Consider the following 19,960-nt stretch of genomic DNA (forward strand, 5'->3'; position numbering starts at 1 on the left):
TGGCTAGCTTCCACTAGTGGCAAAAAATCCAAAAACATCAATGGCTTAGATATCACATTAAAGGTTATGAAAGAAAAATAGCCTGCTTCGGAGCTTTCACAAACACAAAATTTATACCGTTTCACCAAACGCATAAATTACGAAATTGTAATGATTCCCTCACCCTGCTGTTAGCTTCAAAATCCTAAACTATCAAACCACAAAGGCTGCTAGTTAAGCAGACCTAGTAAACATCGAGGGCACAATGAAATTCATAAAACTCCTCTCTATTGGTATCGTACTGACTGGATTTATGAGTTCCGCTTTTGCTGAAGACGGTTTCGAGCGAACCAAAAATTTCAAAGATAACTTCCGAGCCGAGCAAGCTCGTCTATGGGGTCCTGATGTATCGGAGAAAAGTAAGCAGAAAATTGCTCAAGAAAAACAGAAAGAACCTAAGGGCATTAGCAGCAAGTCGACAACTAAGAGACAGTAAAAAACAATTAACACGATCAAAGCCATCGACAAAAAGCCAGATTAATATCTGGCTTTTTAGCAACCTCTCCCTAATTGTACTTATTAAATAATTTTTCAGCATCAAAGATAAATCCTGAGATGGATTATTCACTTTAAACTGAAAAGCAGCTAGAAATTTAAATACTCTCTTCGCCGGGCTCTTACTTTCAACGGGAGCCAGTAGCACTATCTCCTAGAATATTTTCACCATCCTGTGCAGTGTCCTTCCAGCGGCATAGAAGCAGTTGGCTCGCGTTCGTTTCAGTGATTATTTTGCAACCAACGTCTACAGGTAGATCAGAATCGCTGTCGCGCAAACGCCTGGAAAGGTAGAACGATCTGTCGCGAGGCCACTTGTCAGGATCTTTGATGCTTTTGGACATTCCCCGGCTATAAAACTCCGACGAATACGAGCGGCGGCCAGGATAAATCAGGGGGCCCGATTGAGACGACTGCACATCCAGCCAGGCCTGCACTAAATCTCGCTGGTTCTGAGGACGATCCTCAAGCACACCGTTATAGATAATACCGGCGCCCGCGACTGGCAGCATCAGAGCGCTCGCTGCAGCAGCCCAAGCAGTCTTTCTGCCCACTTCGCTGATACATTCGGCAAGGAGTAGCGTCCATGCAGGCAGAGCAGGAAGAAGATAGGTCCAGAGAATGTTACCAGAGAAAGTAAAGAAAACAGGTGTCGCCAATGCCCAAAGCCAAAGGTATACATCGAAGCGCTGCATCGTCCCACGCCTGCTAATAACGAGGGGTAGAAAGAAAGTCCAAGGAAGCAACGCTAAGCCAAGCTGAATCCATATGGTGCCGTAGGGCTTGGCGTGAGCACTCCCGTAGAGATCCCCGGCCCAATCACTTACAACATATCGGCTCCAGTGCTCGCCGACAAAAAAATACTCAAGGAAACCCGGCGTCTTCATTTCGGCTGCAATGTACCAAGGCACTGATATACCTAACATGAGAGCAATCCCCGTTACCCAAGGAAGCCTCAATACCCGATTCCATTGCTTGTAGATGACGATCCAAAAAAATGCTGGCGCGCCCATCAGTACCAAGGTCAGTGGCCCTTTAGCAAGCAGGCCCAAGCCGAGAGCTAAGAACATAAGGTAGGCATCCCCTTTGCCTGCGCACTTCATCCAACGCCAGAAACCATAGCTGGCCAACAGGATCGAGAACGATAAAACGGGGTCAGTCAGCACAACACCACTGGACACCAAGCCCAGCGCCGTGCCGGAAAAGATGATGGCTGCCCAAATGCCCGCCTTGCGCGATACCTCCTGTGTCGCGAGCCTGATGATGATGAAGCAGCTTGCCAAGTGGAGAAACCAGGCTGGGAATCGAGCAGCAAACTCATTGGTGCCGAATACCGTCATGCTCGCCGCTTGGGTCCAGAAAGACAGCGGTGGCTTGCCCCAAAATGGAACTCCGTAATCGAACATCGGAGTCACCCAGTCACTCAGTTCAACCATCTTGCGTGCCATTTCAGCGTAGCGTGCTTCAGAGGTATCCATCAGGGGATATACGCCCAGCCCCAGGAGACGCAAAAGCAGAATCGAACTCAGGATGAACCACAATGTTCGCTCGCTTTTCAAATTCAGCATTTCTTACCCTCGAGTGAGGAAGCCGGAGGATGAATAGTCATGGGTCGCGCTTCATTATTACTATTTAGAAAATAAAGGGGGCGGCGTTTGACCTCCGCGAGCGTTACGCCTACGTACTCGCCCACCAGTGCAACACCCACGCACATGAATGAAGCAATTCCGACAAGCAGGTGATGGATGTCAAAGGAGCCTGCTACCAGTACTGCGAGCAGGTAGCAGATGCTGGAGACAAAGAAACTGAAGCTAATGAGACTGAATATACGAAGCGGCTTGCGGGAGAAGCTGAGAATACTTTCGATGGCTAGGTCCAGCAGGCTAGCGGCGTTCCACTTGGTATTGCCGGCATGACGGGAAGTGCGATTGTAGGGTAACTCAATGGTGCGAAAGCCTACCCAGCCGATCAAACCCTTAAGAATTCTGGAGCGTTCGTCCAGCGCTCTTAAGGCGGCCAATGGAGCAGGACCAATCAGACGGAAGTCACTGACATCCACCGGAAGATCAACTTTCTCCACCAGGCGCTGCATGATCCAGTAATAGCTACGTGCACTCGTGCGTTTTAGCCAGGAGTCGCCAGTTCGCAAGTCGCGTTGCATGTTCACAACGTCGTAACCCATCTGCCAATGATATACCATACTCGAGATGAGTTCAGGTGGATCCTGAAGGTCGACATCAATGAAGATCAATGCGCTACCGCGTGCATGGTCGATCCCTGCACTTAACGCAGCCTCTTTTCCGAAGTTCCGACTTAGGAACAGGCATCGTACATTTGATCCATCTTGATAGTGTCGAAGTAGGTCTGCAGTTTGATCGCTACTACCATCGTCGACATAGAGAATCTCGCACGAAACAGGCAGGCGCTTTACAACTCTGGTGATGCGCTTGTGAAATTCCGGAATGGTTTGCTCTTCTTGAAAGCAAGGAACCACTATTGTTAACAAGGGGTCAGCGCGTTCGGAAAGCCGATGTGATGTCCGCATGATTGAATGTCCAGAAACGATGCGCAGTGAATCCGAGCGCAGTTAGGGTTAAAGTCACTAAAATCTGAGAGACAAGCGGTGAGAGATTGAATTTAATCAGAACCCACATACCTACACCATTACCGATATTAGTTGCCAACGAGACAAGTACAAACCTGATAGGTTGAAGCTTATAAATTCCCGTCGCCACGAAACTGAGCCTTCTATTACCAATATAGCTAATAATAGCGCCTATCACGCCTCCGCCAACGCTGGCTAACACTGGATCAGTAACTCCATTTACAATAAGCAGGAGAAATACAAAATAGTGCCCCCCGGTTGCTACGAATCCAATGCCTAGATAACGAATAAGCAAAGCTATGATCGACATGCTTGTATTTTCCATCTACAAAGACTAAACAACCCGAAGTGAAAAAAAAGTGAACTGCATGTAATTTCAGAACTAAATGATGCAGCACCTCGACAATAGCTGTGCCACCCAACAAACACCAAAAAACCCTAATAATAAACTGAACAAATAACTCTAGCATGATCCAGAGATTACAATTCTGATAAGAGCATATACATGATGGCACTTTAGATCTTGGACAATTAAGCACTTTCTCAAAACATGAAAACCAGTAACGACACCAATAATTACACCAATTAAGTATCAACTTACCAACCAGTGATCCATTTTCTCACGAGCGCCCATCAGTTTAAACAAGAAGCAACCTGCTAAACGTACGTGTCGTCGAGCTAAGCCCATATATTCAGTGTTTATTTTTGGTTGGGTAGCAAGCTAGTACGACCCAGAACTTGCTGCCACACCATCGACTTTCGTTTTTCGTTCAAAGCCTGAGGACTCACCTAAAGCAATTATCCGGAGTTAAGTCTTTAAGTAAGCCTAAGCCCCGAGCCAATTATAAACTTTCCAATAAACACCCTTATCAAGCCGCACTTCGACTGAGTCAGTGCTCATGCTTTGCCTGGATGTCACAGAAATCAGTTTTTTTCAAAATTCGCTGCTTCTGAGTGCAAATTCGCCGGCCTAAATTTTTTAGCTGGACTTGACTTACTTTTGGGGAGGGGGGCAAGGACTGACAATCTTTGGTTAAAACATGTCAAGGACCATAGAAAACGCCAGGCATCGCCTGGCGTTTTTCTATGGCCTCTAAAAATCCTATCGATGCATTCAATTTTTGTTGTTGACACATTGGGAAAACAAAGAATAACGAATCGTATTAAGCTCACCCCGCGAGTCTTCGTAGGTCATCAACCGTTGATACACCTCGCAAGTACGGGGATCCTGGGACTGACGCACAAATTTTGCAACATCAATCTTCATTCCATACTTGTAGTCCTGAATCTCTGGTATTGGCTTATTATTTTTCGCCGCATAGCTAGCCACGGCGTTCTGATGTTCCTGAATATATTGCAACTGCTTCTTTTCGGAAAACGTAGTAGCTTGTGAAACTATAGGCAAAACAGCTAGGGCTGCCGCAATGATAAGCTTTTTCATAAGGTCCTCTCAATATCAATCTTATTGGGAGTAACCTTATCAACTCACAGGCATCACCGGCATGACGGTAAACTTACAATTTTGAAAGGTGACAACAATATCCAGAATGAAAAGCCCACAACGTTGCTGTGGGCTTCTGTTATGGGCTATCAGCTACCCGCTTCATCACCATCATCATCTTTGCGGTGTGCCCATTGATACAGAGCAGGAAGCACCAACAGAGTAAGCACGGTAGACGAAAGAATCCCGCCAATCACCACTGTCGCCAGTGGCCGCTGAACTTCAGCACCGGTACCTGTTGCGAGAGCCATCGGGATAAATCCGAGGGATGCGACTAGGGCTGTCATCAGAACGGGCCTTAACCGTGTCAACGCGCCTTCATCTACCGCTTGCCGGAGGGTACGTCCTTCCTCCCGCAGCCCGCGGATAAAAGAAATCATAACCAGGCCGTTTAGAACTGCCACACCGGACAGCGCAATGAAGCCAACTCCCGCCGAGATAGACAGCGGGATATCCCGCAACCACAGTGCAACTACACCGCCGGTGAGTGCGAATGGAATTCCGGTGAAGACCAGCATGCCATCCTTCAAGTTGTTGAACATCAGGAACAGCAGTGTCATGACCAGAAGCAATGCGACTGGAACAACGATCTGCAGACGCTTGGCTGCTGATTGCAACTGCTCAAACTGGCCACCCCAGGTAGTCCAGTAGCCTGCTGGGATCTGCACAGTAGCCAGCGACTTAGTCGCTTCTTCAACGAACGAGCCTAGGTCACGGCCTCGAACGTTTGCACTAACTACTACCAGCCGTTTCCCATTTTCGCGGCTGATCTGGTTCGGGCCCAACTGCAAGTCAAGATTAGCGACTTGGGACAGAGGAATGAACCCTATCTGATTAGCATCCTGAGCAACATTAGCAGGCACAGGAATCAGCAAGCTGGACATACCCGCTACGTCAGTGCGCACGGTCTCAGGCAGTCGCACCACCATATCGAACCGACGATCGCCCTCATACAATGTACCTGCCTGGCGGCCACCCACAGCAATAGCAATTGAGTTTTGCACATCCGCGATGTTCAAACCGTAGCGTGCTGCTTTTTCGCGGTCGATGTTGATGGTTAACACAGGAAGGCCGGAAGTCTGCTCAACCTTGACCTCCGATGAGCCCGGTACCGCTTTAAGCGATGCCGCGATTTTGTTGGCGGTGCTGTTGAGCGCGTCCATGTCATCGCCAAAAACTTTCACCGCAACGTCACTACGCACGCCCGAAATCAGCTCGTTGAAACGCAACTGGATCGGCTGGGACAACTCATAGTTGCTTCCCGGGACACCTGCTGCGGCTTTCTGCACCTCAGCGATCAGCTCATCACGAGGCTTATTGGGATTTGGCCACTGATCCTGAGGCTTAAGCATTATGTAGGCGTCAGAGGCGTTAGGCGGCATTGGATCAGATGCGATTTCTGCAGTACCCGAGCGTGCGAACATCCGCTCTACTTCTGGGACCTGCGCTATTACCGCTTTCTCCAGGCGCTGTTGCATCTCGACGGACTGAGTAAGGCTCGTTCCGGGCACTCGCATAGCCTGCATCGCAAAGTCGCCCTCACTAAGGCTGGGAATGAACTCGCTACCCATACGACTTGCAAGTATACCGCTAAGTACGACCAGAGCTACTGCAGCCGAGAACGCAATGTTCCGGTGCCCAAGAACCCATTGCAGTATCGGCTCATAGCGCTGTCGGGCGGTGCGCATTACCACGCCCTCCTCTTCCTTGACCTTGCCAGTGATGAACATGGCGATAGCAGCAGGAACAAAGGTTACGGAAAGAATCATTGCCCCCAGCAGCGCCATTACGACAGTGAATGCCATGGGGTGGAACATTTTTCCTTCGACGCCGGTTAGGGCGAAGATCGGCAGATACACTACCATGATGATCAACTGGCCAAATATCAGTGGCCGGCGAGCTTCACCTGCAGCGGCAAAGACTTCATGGAAGCGTTCTGCTTTGGTGAGTATGCGACCATGCTTGTGTTGCGCATGAGCCAGTCGGCGGATCGCGTTTTCTACTATAACCACGGCACCATCTACAATAATGCCAAAGTCGAGTGCTCCCAAACTCATTAGGTTTGCACTAACCTTGTTGTTGAACATACCTGTGAAGGTAAATAGCATGGACAGCGGGATCACCATTGCGGTGATCAGTGCTGCGCGGATGTTGCCGAGGAACAGGAAGAGAATAGCAATTACCAGAATCGCGCCTTCCACCAAGTTCTTCTTCACCGTCGCAATGGCTTTTTCAACCAAGTTGGTACGGTCATAAACGGTCACAGCAACCACGCCCTTCGGCAGGGTGCGGTTGATGTCGGTCAATTTGGTGGCCACAGCTTGGGACACTGTACGACTATTTTCACCAATCAGCATAAATACGGTACCGAGTACTACTTCGCGACCATTCTCAGTAGCAGCCCCCGTTCGCAGTTCTTTACCGATGCTGACTTCAGCAACGTTGCTGATGCGAATCGGCGTGCCATCTACACTGGTAATTACGATGTTGGCAATATCTTCGATATTGCTTACCTGACCCGGCGCACGAATGAGCAACTGCTCACCATTACGCTCGATGTAACCGGCGCCCACGTTGGCGTTGTTGCTTTCCAATGCAACTACCAGGTCATTAAGTGTCAGCTTGTAGGTAGCCAACCGCTTCGGGTCCGGCGCAATCAGAAACTGCTTGGCGAAGCCACCGATGGTGTTGATCTCGGCAACACCAGGGACGTTGCGCAGCTGCGGCTTGATAATCCAATCCTGGATCACTCGCAGGTCGGTGGGAGTGTAAGGAGTACCATCTTCTTTGAGTGCGCCATCTTCCGCTTCAACGGTCCACAGGAAGATTTCACCAAGCCCGGTGGATACAGGCCCCATGACGGCCTCGACCCCATCTGGCAACTGTTCCTTTGCAACCTGCAAACGCTCGTTAATGAGTTGGCGGGCAAAAAAGATGTCAGTACCGTCTTTGAAGATCACGGTGACCTGTGACAAGCCGGAGCGAGATAGGGATCGGGTTTGCTGAAGGCCCGGAAGACCGGCCATGGCCGTTTCAACTGGAAACGTGATCCGCTGTTCGGTTTCCAACGGCGAGTAACCAGGGGCGCCAGTGTTAATCTGCACCTGGACGTTTGTGATATCAGGCACCGCATCAATGGGCAGTTTTTGGTAGCTGTAGATACCTATACCGGCCATGATTAGAACTGCGATCATTACTACGATGCGCTGCTCAATGGCGAATCTGATGATACGTTCAAACATAAGAAATCATCCTGTAAATTCGCATCAGTGGCCATGCTCGGCAGACGCTTTGCCAAGCTCAGACTTGAGCGTGAAGCTGCCACTGGTTGCCACTTGGGCACCCGATTGGAGGCCTTCGGTTATTTCCACATAGCCACCGGCACGGCGACCTAGAGTTACCCTGCGAGTGTCGAAGCCCTCAGTGGTCCTCACGAAAACTGCAGTTTTTTCCTCGACGGTCTGCACCGCTGACTCTGGAACAGCTACAGCAACTTGATCAGTTTGTGACGTGACTGCGATGCTCACGAACAGCCCCGGTCGCCAGGCCCCATTGGGATTGGTCAGAGTGACACGGACGGGCGCTGCACGATTCTGCTCGCCCAAAAGGCTGCCTACGTAACCCACCTTGCCCTCGACCTCAGCCTTCATGTCAGGAGAAGAAACCTTTACCGAGCGGCCAGTCACGACCTTTCCGAGATCGCCAGGAGGAACCGCGAAAGTTGCCCACACCTGATTAAGATCGGACAGGATGAAAGCATTGGTTGCCTCGCTGACCACCTCACCGACGGTCAGGTGCTTTTCCACTACAACTGCGTCGAAAGGCGCACGCAGTTCATAGCGGTTACCGCCTGCAGAATTGACCGAAGCGCCGATTGCTCCGACCTTTTGCTTAGCGTTGGCCAGTGATATTTCAGCTTCTTGCAAAGCTTGTCGCGCCTGAAGGTAATCTTGCTCGGCGGAGATTTTGTCCTGCCACAACTGCTTCTCGCGGTCAAAAGTCAAGCGTGCCAACTCAACACGTCGCTGTGCAGCTTGTTGCTCACTGCGCATATCCGAGATCTGTTGACTGGCAATCACCGCAAGGACTTGGCCCTTCTTGACCGACTCGCCCAGGTTCGCCTGAACGCTTTCAACAACTCCAGGAACGCGAGGTACCACATGTGCGGTGTGGTCCTCATCAAACCGTATTTCGCCAGGAAAAGTCACAATAGTGCTAATCTCACGGGGAGCAGCTGCTTCCAGAACGACGCCCGCAGCCTCAATCTGCTCGGCGCTAAGCGTCATCTTGCCCTCTTCCTCATTGGCATTTTCGCTGTGGCCTTCCTCACCGTGACCTTCATCCCCCCCGTCTTTAGCAGGTGCTACAGCAGTTCTCTCATGGCCATCTTCAGTGCCATGTTCGGCCTTACTGACTGGAGGCTGCTCGGAACTGGAGTTCCAGGCGAAACTGCCAAATCCGAGGACTGCCACAGCGATTACCGCGAGCGCGATCTTGCGTTTGTTATCCATTGCTACTCCTGCTGATCTTAGGTACCGGCTTATTCAAAGACGCATACAAGGAAAATGCCTGGCCTGTTCAGCGCGTATTGGCAGTCAAGCCGACGTCGCCATACACCCTTTCCACTTGAGCACGCGCATTGGTCGCAGCCGCCAAAGAGTCGAGGTACTGGCCACGAGCAACTATCAAGGTGCGCTGAGCATCCAGCACTTCGATGAAACCGAATTTGCCCATCTCAAATCCACGAGTTGCGGTATCCACGGCCTGTTGAGCTGAAGGCAGGATCGTCTTGTCATAGGACTCGACCTCCTGCATGGCGGTAGCCCACTGATTCACTGCGGTTTGAGTTTCGGAACGTAGCCTGAGCTCAACAGCGTTTCGCTGGTCTCGGGCCTGATCTGCGCGGCGAGAAGCGGAAAGAATGTTGCCCTGATTGCGATCAAACAGCGGTAAAGGCATCGACAGCCCCACGACATTGACCCTCTCGCGAATAGAGCGGTCGTATTGGCTACCAACACTCACGGTGAGATTCGGGATGCGCTGCGCCTTTTCCGCGCCTAGTGAGGCATCGCTCTTATCTATTTGAGCAAGCGCTTGACGCATATCTGCGGTTTGATCGAGCTTCGCCAGTAATTCTGTAGCTTGCGGCGGCTTGCCGGGAGATAGGTCTGGCGAGTCAAGACGATCAAATGCAGTGACCGAACTGCCTATTAACTGGGCCAATTGCTGGTAAGCCGTTGACTTCAAGGTTTCAGCGCGCCTTACCTGTAACTTGGCTTCAGCCAGTTGCACCTGAGCGCGCGTGGCTTCCACCGGCGAGGACTTACCGGCACGCACCCGTCCATCGACGATGCGCAGACCGCGTTCGGTGAGCTCCAATGATTGTTTTGCCAGATTCAAGCCGGTCTGAGCTCTCAAAGCAGCGTAGTAAGATTGAACAACATCTGCACGAAGGCTATTGACTCGACGGTCCAGCTCTAACTGCGCGACGCTTTGACCGTAGGTTGCAACCTCGACACGAGCACGTCGCTTGCCACCCAACTCTAACGGCTGACTAAGCGCGACAGTCGTCGTGCTGGTATTACGACGGGTGTCTTCTACTTGATAAGAAATTTCAGGATTGGGGATGAGTCCAGCCTGCTTGCGCACTCCTTCAGAGATTCCGATCTCTTGACGTGCTGCTGCAAGATCGGGGTTAGCGTCTATTGCCGTCGAAAGCGCTTCAGCCAGACTGAGACTCTGGGCAAATGCGGCAGGCACCCACAATCCAGACAAGACCATACAGAACACAAAGACTTTCAAAGGAAAGATGGGGGTTTTAGATAAAGCAATGTGATTATACCAGGGCACTTTGATAGTCCTCATGCACAAACTTTGATAAAGCTTGGCGAGAACGCCTAAACAGCTGCCAAGCTCCTCTGGATCAGGTGATGGCACTCTAATCAGCGATCACTATCAGAGGGGTGGCTATAAAATTACAATTTCGTTAGAAACCCTGGGGGGATAGTCGAAATAGAAAGCTTTCAGGCGAAACGCAGGGATTTAGTGAAAAAGATTCTGGAAGCCCTGCAACGGTGGAAATACCTGATAACAGAATTGTAATCACCCCGTCACCGACTCGTTATCTTTGATCTGCAAATATGACCCAGGCGCTATTCTAAGTGCTCCACCGGGCCAAAACAACAGACTATACCCGCGTAGGTAAATCATAATAAAAACTGCCGTAATCAAAGGAGCATCGCATGAGACACAAAGTAACTTTGTATTTGGCTGCGGTTTCAGCTTTTTCTGGAAGCTATGCCCTCACGGCACAAGCGGAAGGTAAACCAGAAGGTTTTATTGAAGGTAGCAGCCTTACTGTTCTAAACCGCAACTTCTATTTCAATCGTGATAATCGTGATGCATCTGCGCCGACTTTCAACAGCGGCAAAGGCAATACCAACGGTTATTCCGAAGCTTGGGCACATGCGATAATCACTAAATTCAACTCTGGTTTTACGCAGGGCACTGTGGGCTTTGGTATAGATGCGTTTGCAATGATTGGCATCAAGCTTGATACTGGTGGCGGGCGCAACGGTGGCCGTAGCAGCTTTGACGTGCTGCCTGTTAACGGTGACGGCGAAGCACGTGATGAATACACTAAGGTGGGTGGAGCAGCGAAGTTTCGGCTGTTTGATACTGTCGTAAAGGTTGGAGATGTTTTCCCCGCAACACCCGTCGTGGCATCGGGAGATTCTCGCTTACTCCCTGAAAGTTTCCGCGGCGTGACGGTCGAAAATAGTAGCATTCAAGGCCTAACCTTGCAGGGTGGTCGACTGCATGCGATGAGCCAGCCTGGTTCCAGCAACTTGAACGATAACTTTGCCACATTTTATGCCGGCCCGGTCAACTCGCCTTGGATTGGGTACGGCGGCGGTGATTACCAAGTCAACGACAACATCACGGTGAGCCTTTACGCCAGCCAATTGAAGGATGTTTGGAATCAATACTATGCCGGTAGCAGCCTCACTTACCCACTCAGCGATGATTTGACGCTTATCGGCGGATTCAACTACTACAAAGCTGTAGATGAAGGCAAGAAGCGCCTGGGCGAATTCGACAACAATATATGGAGCGCCAAGCTCGGCGTCCGGTACGGTGCGCATACTCTTGCACTGTCTCATCAGCGAAACAATGGCGATGACGACTTCGACTACCTTCGTCAATCAGACTCAATCTTCGTTGACAACTCAATACAGTACAGCGACTTCAACTCACCGAAGGAACGCTCTTGGATGCTGCGCTACGACTTGAACATGACCAGCTACGGTATTCCGGGGCTATCGTTCATGACTCGTTATGCCAGAGGTTCTGGTGCAGACTATTCGAACGCCAATCAATTCTATATGCGCACTGATGGTAACGGCGATCCGCTCACGAATCAAAAACGTTGGGAGCGTGATATTGAAGTCAAATACGTCGTACAAACAGGTGCGGCGAAAGATCTTTCCTTGCGATTACGTCAAGCAAATACTCGTGCCACTGCATTCGAATCGGACTTGGATGAAGTACGCCTGATCGTTGAATATCCACTTTCGATACTGTGAGCCCTAAACAAGATCGATTTATTCATGTGACTCGCCTAAAACAAAAATAGCGAGCTTAAAGAATTCACCTTGAGTTGCTTAAATGCTCCTTTGGTAAAAGGTGAATATTTTGCGCCCCCCTGGGGCGCTTTTTTTTACCTAAAATTCGAGTAAATCTTCGAGTACGCGCACCGCGTCCCGATGGAGTTCATGACTGCACCAGTGACCGCCTTCTTCAGCATGAGAAAAATCGCCCTCATCTGCACGGAATAAAATGGCCATAATAAAAAAAACAACCCAACATTTCATAAGGTCAATTCAGCAGTAGAGAAATAACCCGCAACTGGTTGGTCCGAGCCACGATATAATATATCGCGATGTTATCAAGTGTATTGCTCACTGATTACAAGTACGTTATTTAGCCCCCACCCAAGTGGTTTTGAATTATCATTCCTGCCAATGATGACAGCGCATTCGCGTAGTTAAAACAGCTCAGTCATATCGAGACAAAATCCAATGCGAATTCTGGTAATTGAGGACGAAGTAAAAACTGCCGAATATGTGCGCCAAGGCCTTACGGAGAGCGGTTATATCGTGGATTGCGTACATACCGGATACGACGGGCTTTTTCTGGCCAAACAACATATGTACGAGTTAATCATCCTAGATATCAACCTGCCGGAGATGGATGGGTGGCAGGTACTTGAATTGTTGCGAAGAAACAATTGTCTTTGTAGAATTATGATGCTTACTGCTCGAAGTCGCTTGGTTGATAAAATCAGAGGACTAGAGAATGGTGCAGATGATTACCTAATTAAGCCTTTTGAATTCCCGGAACTGCTTGCTCGAGTTCGCGCACTGATGCGCAGGTCTGATAATCCAGCATCTGTTGAGATCATTCGCGTAGCCGATCTGGAGCTGGATCAAAGCCGTCATAGGGCGTTTAGAGACGGTCAGCGTATCGACTTAACAACGAAGGAATTCGCACTTCTGCACTATTTAATGAGAAATACGGGAATTGTCCTGAGTCGTACACAGATCATATCTCAGGTATGGGACATGAATTTCGACTGCGATACAAATGTTGTAGAAGTTTCAATTAGAAGATTAAGAGCCAAGATGGATGATCCTTTTGAAAACAAACTGATACATACACTCAGAGGCGTAGGATATGTTCTAGAAAAACGCTAGCGTGCTGTTCTTGAAGCAATCACATACGCTCCTGTGATTTCGCCGACTCACGGGCACTTCAGGTTTCATCCAAGTTTGTCTTTCACTTGGCGCTTCTGGCCTACCGCGTCGGATATACATTTCGGCGCGCAAAAAACTTGCTAATCGAAGCTTTCAACTCGCCTACCGGTCCAAAACCGTGGTGCGAAAAAACACCATACCCCCCCGAAACAGCGCTCGATAATGCTTATCCACAAGCTGGATTTCAGTGTCCAATGTATGTGGAAGCGTTCAGACCCGCTTTCACTTTAGGTATTTGTGAGTAACGTAGTTGCCGATGATAAAGTGTAGTTCAAGGAACGTGGATTTTTATCAGTTGATACTCTCATAATCTGGTGAGACGAACTACGTGACGGTGCCACGGCGCACATATCCATGTAGTTGCGTGTGGATATGATAAATCTACCGGGGCATGAAGCCTAAGCATGCCATGGAGTGGACAATACGGTCGTGACTTAAAGGTCGCATACTCTATGATCTCTGAAGGCGAGCAAGTGAATCACTCCGGCTCTCTAGATACCTTGCAAGCTCATTGCATAACGCTTTTAAACTCTACAGTGAAAGCTACATATTGAAACGATTACGGCGTTTTGCGTTGATGGTTGACGATATTCGACACCTCCCCTTGCCGTCGGGTTAAGCCGTCACACTTGCTCAATCGTCAGAACTTTTGCATTAGCTTGAGTATCGCCATAAGCGTCCGGGCATCACGCCTTGCGTGATTAAAAAGATTGCGGCAGCAACTGATCGATTTCACTCGCCCGCTGCGTCGGCAGCCGCGTGAGAGCATCCTTCAGATATGCATACGGATCATGACCATTCAGGCGCGCAGACTGGATCAGACTCATGATCGCTGCCGCACGTTTTCCGCTGCGTAAGGCCCCTGCAAAGAGCCAGTTCTTGCGCCCAAGGCCCTATGATCGGATCTGGTTCTCTGCCCAGTTATTGTCTATGGGTACAGCCCCGTCATCGAGGTAGCGCGACAGCGCTGCCCAGCGTTCGAGACTGTAATCGAGTGCTCTGCTGATGGCTGAGACTTCAGGCACGAGGTCACGCTAGGCAATCAACCTGGCGTGCAGCATATTCATCACCCGTACAGCTTTTTCTTGCCGTATTCGGAGTCGTAAATCCGGCCCCAGATCGCGACTTCGCTTTCAATTTCGTACAACAACTGGATATAACGCAGAGCTTGCTCCGCAAGCGTGCTTTTATTCTTAGCGTGCAGCTCAAAGAAATTACGTTGCGCATGAGCCATTCACCCGATCTCGGTCACGTCTAGTTCGAAGCTGGCTTTGTAACCGACACAATCATCGCAGACCAGCTTGTCCTTCCAGTCATTCAGGAAGTTGCGAGCGTGTTCTCCGGCGCGGCTAGGGCTGAAGTCGTGAACCACCGCTGCCGCGTCCGAGAACTGGCTGGTGGCATAGGACCAAATATAAGAACTGTGGGTTTTCTTAGTTCCCGGCATGAGCATTTGCACAGGTGTCTCATCGGCTTGAATAATCTGCTGCCCGAGAACCACGTCGCGCAGCGCATCAACCAGCGGCTGGAACTGAACCCCAGTCACGGCCATCTGGCCACCGTCGGTGAGGCTATGCACGCTAACTCCTCCTCTCTTTCTCTTCGTTAAGTAGCATCAGCCATGAATTCATTCAAAAAGACCGTTCAAGTCATTGCACTCGTTGCAACGCTAAATGCAGCCTCATTGTTACAGGCAGCGTAATCAATTGCCGTCTACAAAGCCCCTAACTGTGGCTGCTGGACCAGGTGGATCGCTTATCTGAAGGAGTGGTCGACTATATGGAAAACAACATTAGCGATATGAACGAGAAGCTCGGCGTACCCGTAAATCTGGCGTCGTGCCACACGGGAGTTGTAAGTGGGAAATTCGTCGAAGGCCATGTTCCGGTCACACAAATTGCTGAACTAAGTCGACGAGCCAATCTGGACGGAATAGCTGCCTTCGGTATGCCCGTGGGATCGCTCGGAATGGAGTCAGGTGACCGACGCAGCGCCTACCCGGTAATTGGGATGAGCAAGTCAAGGGGAGAGACGGTTTTACAGGATTTTCGGGCCCGCTAGTGGCTGAGGAACCGCTCTACTAAACTGGTTGAATACCGGATACCGGGTTTCGAAAAAGCTACAGCCGGCTGATCAAATCTTCCGGCTGGAGTCTGATTAGCGGATCGCTGTATCCAAGCAAATATTAGTCGAAAATTTCCCGTAAAAACGATTTCTTATGATAAACCTGCTCTTCCTGATGCCTCGACTGATTCTGATGGCCGTTCTGATATCCGTCCCGCCAACCACCACCGTGACCAGGCTGCGGCGCGGAGTGGCCGTGCTTAGTGCCGCGTTTGTTGTCATGGTGGCCAGAAGACGGCTGGGCATACACAGGTTCAGACGGAGGTGTACCTTGCAGCGACTGAGATACGCTCTGTGGAAGAAAACGAGCTTCTTGTTCTTCCTGCTGGCTACGCTCGATGATCTTGTCGAGTTCTCCCCGGTCAAGCCAAACACCTCGACATTGCGGGCAATAGTCGATTTCAACGTTTTGACGTTCCGACATTACCAACAGTACTTCTTTGCAAACTGGGCAGTGCATGGTTCTCTCCTCCAGCGAATGAGCTATATAAAACGCAGCAGCCATTTCACCGACGCAGCAGCCGCAAGCCATTGAATACGACGAGCAAGCTCGCCCCCATGTCGGCGAAAACGGCCATCCACAATGTCGCGAAACCAGAGAGAGCCAACGCCAAGAAGACAACTTTTATGCCCAGAGCCAAAATGATGTTTTGCTTTAGAACCGAGGCGGATCGGCGACTCAGGCTGATAAAGTACGCGATTTTTCGAGGGTCGTCGTCCATGATCGCAACGTCAGCTGTTTCGAGAGCTGTCGCTGTCCCTGCGGCTCCCATTGCGAAACCTATATCGGATTGCGCTAAGGCGGGGGCGTCATTAACGCCGTCACCAACCATCCCAACGGCGCCATATCTGCGTTTGAGTTCAGCGACTGCAGTCTGCTTGTCCTCTGGCATCAGATTTCCACGGGCATCCTCGATGCCCAATTGCTCAGCGATCGACCTCGCCGTCGCAGGATTATCCCCAGTCAGCATTACTGGAACCACGTTCAAAGCCTTCAAAGCAGCCACAGCTTCAACACTCTCCGGTCGGACTGTGTCTGCGACCGCGAATATCGCGGCGGGGCCGCTATTGCCGCATAGCACGATCACCGTTTTGCCAGTTTCCTCAAGCCGTGAAAGTCTGGCCTCCAGCTCCGAAGAACACACGCCCAACTCCTCAACCAAACGATGGTTGCCTAGATGCCAAAGATGACCGTCGATCGTGCCTTTCACGCCTCGGCCATTTAGCACACTGAAGTCACTGACAGGCAGAGCCACAGCGCCAGGCTGCTGCGATTTCCACCCATTGACCAATGCTTTCGCTACTGGGTGGGTACTTTGCTCATCAAGACTCGCAGCAATCAAAGTTGCCTTCTCGATAGACAAGTCACTGAATATATCTGAGTCAGTCAGAACTGGCTTGCCCTGAGTCAACGTGCCTGTTTTATCCAGAGCAACCACCTTCAGCAGGCGCCCGCTTTCCAGGTAGGCACCACCCTTGATCAAGATTCCATGCCGTGCGGCTGCGGCAAGACCACTCACAACAGTGACAGGCGTTGAGACGACCAAGGCACAAGGACACGCGATGACCAACAACACCAGGGCCTCATACAACCATTCACCCCACGTACCACCAAGCAGCACTGGGCCTAAAACGGCAACAAGAAATGCCACCGCCACTACGGCTGGGGTGTAATACCGTGCGAACTGGTCAACGAACCTCTGCGTCGGCGCCCGCTGAGACTGCGCATCCTGAATCGCGGCAGCAATACGAGCGAGCGTACTTTCGCCAGCGACTGCCGTGACAGTCGCCTCCACGACGCCGTCTGTCACGATACTGCCAGCATATAGCGGATCCCCCTCTGCCTTATCTACTGGCAAGCTTTCACCAGTGATAGGGGCTTGGTCGAGAGCAGCACGACCAGATTCCACCCTCGCATCCAGCGGTACCCGCGACCCTGTGCGAACACGAATACGGCTGCCGAGAACGACATTCTCAACCGGGTGTTCTTTCCAGCCAGCTTCGGTCATGACTTCCGCAGTCTCAGGAGCTAATGCAGTCAGCGATTTAATCGCGTTACGCGCTCGCTCAAGTGAGAGTGCTTCGATGGCTTCGGCAATAGCGAAAAGGAAAACCACCATCGCGGCTTCCGGCCACTTGCCAATCACCATGGCACCCAAGACAGCCAAAGACATCAAGAAGTAGATGTTCAATGTGAAGTTCTTTACAGCGATCCACCCCTTCTTCAGAGTTGGTAGACCAGCAGTAAGAATGGACAGCGCAGCCAAGGACATTACAGGCAAAGAACCCTCCTGTCCGGTCGTCCAAGCGATCACTTCAGCGGCGATGGCAGCTAGACCGCTGACCGCCAGCAGCCCTTTCAAGCGCGTCGTCAGAGCAGGTGAAATGGCATTCGGGGTTGCGCCGGCCTCGATGAGATTGGGCCCCATATCCAGCGCGGTCAAAGCGATGACTATCGCCTTCGGATCATCCAAGCGATGATGCACTGTCAGCTCACGATCCAACAGATTGAAATCAAGTCGTGCGATGCCAGGCATCGGCTCTAAGCGATTACGAATTAGCCGCTCTTCGGTAGGGCAATCCATCTTATCAATGCGATACCGAACCAGGGTCGTGCCTTCTGGCTCAGCCATGGCCGAATGTGAAGTCACCGCCCCTGCGGAATCCACTTTGCTCAAACAGCAATGGTCGGCATCGGAATGGGCTTGAGCTGAAGTGCCATGATCGTGTGCGCTATGGTCTTGATTATGGTCGGTGGACTTGGCTCCACAAGGCTGAGAATCCTTCGAACCGCACGCATGCGATCCCGTTCTGCCCAAGCTCTCGGCGTGATCAGGCCCATGCTCAACATGATGTGCACGAGAATGAACCTGTTTGGCGAAGGTCTCGCGGGGGTCAGCAGAACAGCAATCGTCCGACTTCGGCACGAGGTGCAATTTGGCTTTCGACGGGTTTTCCTGGCTCATGACGCATCTACCAATAAGGATATGGCGTCATTGAACAGCCTGTAGTAGCTACAGTGTCAAGCAATGAGTTTGAAATTTCGACTGGGCCGAGGGCGCCGCTCGAGTCTACGTCCCTCAGTGCGAGCGCCTGATAGCTGCATGCTGCGATGCATCAGCCAGGTTGGTCAGCACCTCAAATGCCCACTCAGCTTTCACCCTGGGAGTCATGCATATCGAGCAAGTCGTCAATCGCGTTGTGAAGCCTACGAGTAAACGTTTGGAGAAATCCGCCATGATGGTTTTCGACGCCATTGGCATGTGTCGGCTGTAGACCTCTCTAAGCGCTCATTACCATCGGTAGCCGACAGGGTTAAGGGTAGAAATATCCAGAAAGCTCCTCGACACAGTCGCACCAGCATGTCCTCCTCAACAACCCTACTACAAGCTTTTCGGCATTAATTAGGAGATGCCCACTGGAAATCCGGTGACACCTGCTAACCGAGAATAAAACCCCGCCATGTCTGGCGGGGTCTCATCAATCACCCTTCTTGTGCTTATGCACGTCCAGGTCGGGATGCTTAGGCTTGTTCTCGGGGGTTACACGGCGACGCTGGTCTGTCTTGCCGGTTGATTCGGCAATTGGCTTGGGCCCAGGTTTGATGGCCATAGAACTTGCTCCTTCAGTTGATAGGTATATGCCCTGGCAAACGTCTGCCGTGTAAGCGTTCGCTCAGTACGGTCACGAGATTGAGGGCCCCAAACACTATAGCTTGATATTTTTATGCCAGCAGTGGCGCACCACTTTAGTAAGCGTCTGCCGAACACATCTTGCACCAGCCCGTTTGGTGTAGACGGACGCTCGAAAGACCCTGTCGAGACTATCGCGCTATTCGGTTTCAATGGCAGCTTGCTCCCCTATGCTCTTGACTCGTCTAGGAGCAGCAACCAGAGCGAGCCCCAGCAGCGGGTTCGAACAGTGACTCAATAATCGTACAGTCTGGAGTGTTCGAGCCTAGGCATCTTGACTCACACGTGCCTGCCATTGAGAGCAGCTCTATCCGGATCTGCAGGAGCTTAGCTACCTTAGATTCCACTTCTGCCAAGTGCTTCTTGACCACCGACAACGCATCAGCACACGGACGATCAGCATCTGCCGCGAGCGCAATGAGTTCGCGGATATCGTCGAGTGGAAAGCCCAGTTCACGATTCTGCCTGATGAAGATGAGTCGTGACCGATGCTTTTCGGTATAGATTCGATGCCGCCCTGTCGACCGTAGGGCCGGAGGGAGAAGGCCTATTTTCTCGTAGTAGCGAATCGTTTCAATGTGGCAACCCGTTGATTTCGACAGCGCTCCGATTCCTGACATCCAAACTCCCCAAGCATTTTCTTGAACCTGTAGTAGCTACAGATATTAACCTGCTCAATCGAAAAATG

General features: G+C 50.9%; 15 protein-coding genes and 1 pseudogene. 4 read left to right on the forward strand and 12 right to left on the reverse strand.

Translation table 11 applies throughout. The features are described from left to right. The first annotated feature begins 244 nt into the window (after positions 1–244). Positions 245–475, forward strand: coding sequence for a hypothetical protein (locus tag P5706_RS28815; protein WP_019818108.1), 231 nt, complete (start codon positions 245–247; stop codon positions 473–475). A gap of 187 nt (positions 476–662) precedes the next feature. On the opposite strand, the gene P5706_RS28820 is transcribed toward P5706_RS28815, so the two are convergent. The 7 genes from P5706_RS28820 to P5706_RS28850 form a co-directional block, all read right to left on the reverse strand. Beyond that, positions 663–2,102 (reverse strand): ArnT family glycosyltransferase, encoded by a 1,440-nt coding sequence (locus P5706_RS28820; RefSeq protein ID WP_019818109.1) that lies wholly within the window; start codon positions 2,100–2,102, stop codon positions 663–665. After that, complete coding sequence (locus P5706_RS28825; RefSeq protein ID WP_024073373.1) at positions 2,096–3,079, reverse strand: glycosyltransferase family 2 protein; 984 nt, start codon at positions 3,077–3,079, stop codon at positions 2,096–2,098. The genes P5706_RS28820 and P5706_RS28825 overlap by 7 nt, the downstream gene beginning before the upstream one ends. Then, positions 3,045–3,464 carry a GtrA family protein gene (locus tag P5706_RS28830; RefSeq protein WP_024073372.1) on the reverse strand — a complete coding sequence of 140 codons (420 nt, stop codon included), beginning with the start codon at positions 3,462–3,464 and terminating at the stop codon, positions 3,045–3,047. Before P5706_RS28830 ends, P5706_RS28825 begins: the two co-directional genes overlap by 35 nt. Positions 3,465–4,253: 789 nt before the next feature. Further along, positions 4,254–4,580: a DUF2790 domain-containing protein gene (locus P5706_RS28835; protein WP_019818112.1), complete on the reverse strand. Its 327-nt coding sequence runs from the start codon at positions 4,578–4,580 to the stop codon at positions 4,254–4,256. A 149-nt stretch (positions 4,581–4,729) separates the two neighbouring features. Further along, positions 4,730–7,882 (reverse strand): CusA/CzcA family heavy metal efflux RND transporter, encoded by a 3,153-nt coding sequence (locus P5706_RS28840; protein ID WP_024073371.1) that lies wholly within the window; start codon positions 7,880–7,882, stop codon positions 4,730–4,732. Between the two features lie 24 nt (positions 7,883–7,906). Continuing rightward, positions 7,907–9,151, reverse strand: coding sequence for an efflux RND transporter periplasmic adaptor subunit (locus P5706_RS28845; protein ID WP_024073370.1), 1,245 nt, complete (start codon positions 9,149–9,151; stop codon positions 7,907–7,909). Positions 9,152–9,218: 67 nt separating this feature from the next. Continuing rightward, positions 9,219–10,490 (reverse strand): TolC family protein, encoded by a 1,272-nt coding sequence (locus tag P5706_RS28850; protein WP_131672237.1) that lies wholly within the window; start codon positions 10,488–10,490, stop codon positions 9,219–9,221. A 392-nt stretch (positions 10,491–10,882) separates the two neighbouring features. On the opposite strand from P5706_RS28850, the gene P5706_RS28855 reads away from it, so the two are divergent. Beyond that, on the forward strand, positions 10,883–12,226 hold the full coding sequence (locus P5706_RS28855) for an OprD family porin (protein WP_024073368.1): 1,344 nt from the start codon (positions 10,883–10,885) through the stop codon (positions 12,224–12,226). 495 nt (positions 12,227–12,721) lie between these two features. Further along, positions 12,722–13,396: a heavy metal response regulator transcription factor gene (locus tag P5706_RS28860; RefSeq protein WP_019818115.1), complete on the forward strand. Its 675-nt coding sequence runs from the start codon at positions 12,722–12,724 to the stop codon at positions 13,394–13,396. Positions 13,397–14,157: 761 nt separating this feature from the next. Here the strand turns inward: P5706_RS28860 and tnpC are convergent. Then, positions 14,158–15,008, reverse strand: a pseudogene (tnpC, locus tag P5706_RS28865) (IS66 family transposase); the annotation flags it as partial. Between the two features lie 227 nt (positions 15,009–15,235). Here tnpC and P5706_RS28870 point away from each other — a divergent pair. Further along, the gene (locus tag P5706_RS28870; protein ID WP_181125140.1) at positions 15,236–15,517 is read left to right on the forward strand and encodes a DUF411 domain-containing protein; all 282 of its coding nucleotides are present in this window, start codon (positions 15,236–15,238) and stop codon (positions 15,515–15,517) included. A 124-nt stretch (positions 15,518–15,641) separates the two neighbouring features. Here P5706_RS28870 and P5706_RS28875 read toward each other — a convergent pair whose 3' ends face one another. The 4 genes from P5706_RS28875 to P5706_RS28890 all read right to left on the reverse strand — a co-directional run bounded on the left by P5706_RS28875 (position 15,642) and on the right by P5706_RS28890 (position 19,892). Further along, positions 15,642–16,040, reverse strand: coding sequence for a TFIIB-type zinc ribbon-containing protein (locus P5706_RS28875; protein ID WP_073844972.1), 399 nt, complete (start codon positions 16,038–16,040; stop codon positions 15,642–15,644). Between the two features lie 46 nt (positions 16,041–16,086). Continuing rightward, positions 16,087–18,546: a heavy metal translocating P-type ATPase gene (locus tag P5706_RS28880; protein WP_024073364.1), complete on the reverse strand. Its 2,460-nt coding sequence runs from the start codon at positions 18,544–18,546 to the stop codon at positions 16,087–16,089. A gap of 514 nt (positions 18,547–19,060) precedes the next feature. Then, complete coding sequence (locus P5706_RS28885; protein WP_024073362.1) at positions 19,061–19,192, reverse strand: hypothetical protein; 132 nt, start codon at positions 19,190–19,192, stop codon at positions 19,061–19,063. 265 nt (positions 19,193–19,457) lie between these two features. Further along, positions 19,458–19,892: a MerR family transcriptional regulator gene (locus tag P5706_RS28890; RefSeq protein WP_024073361.1), complete on the reverse strand. Its 435-nt coding sequence runs from the start codon at positions 19,890–19,892 to the stop codon at positions 19,458–19,460. Positions 19,893–19,960 lie beyond the last annotated feature (68 nt).

The sequence above is a fragment of the Pseudomonas sp. ChxA genome (genome assembly GCF_030263855.1).
Classification (GTDB): domain Bacteria; phylum Pseudomonadota; class Gammaproteobacteria; order Pseudomonadales; family Pseudomonadaceae; genus Aquipseudomonas; species Aquipseudomonas fluorescens_CB.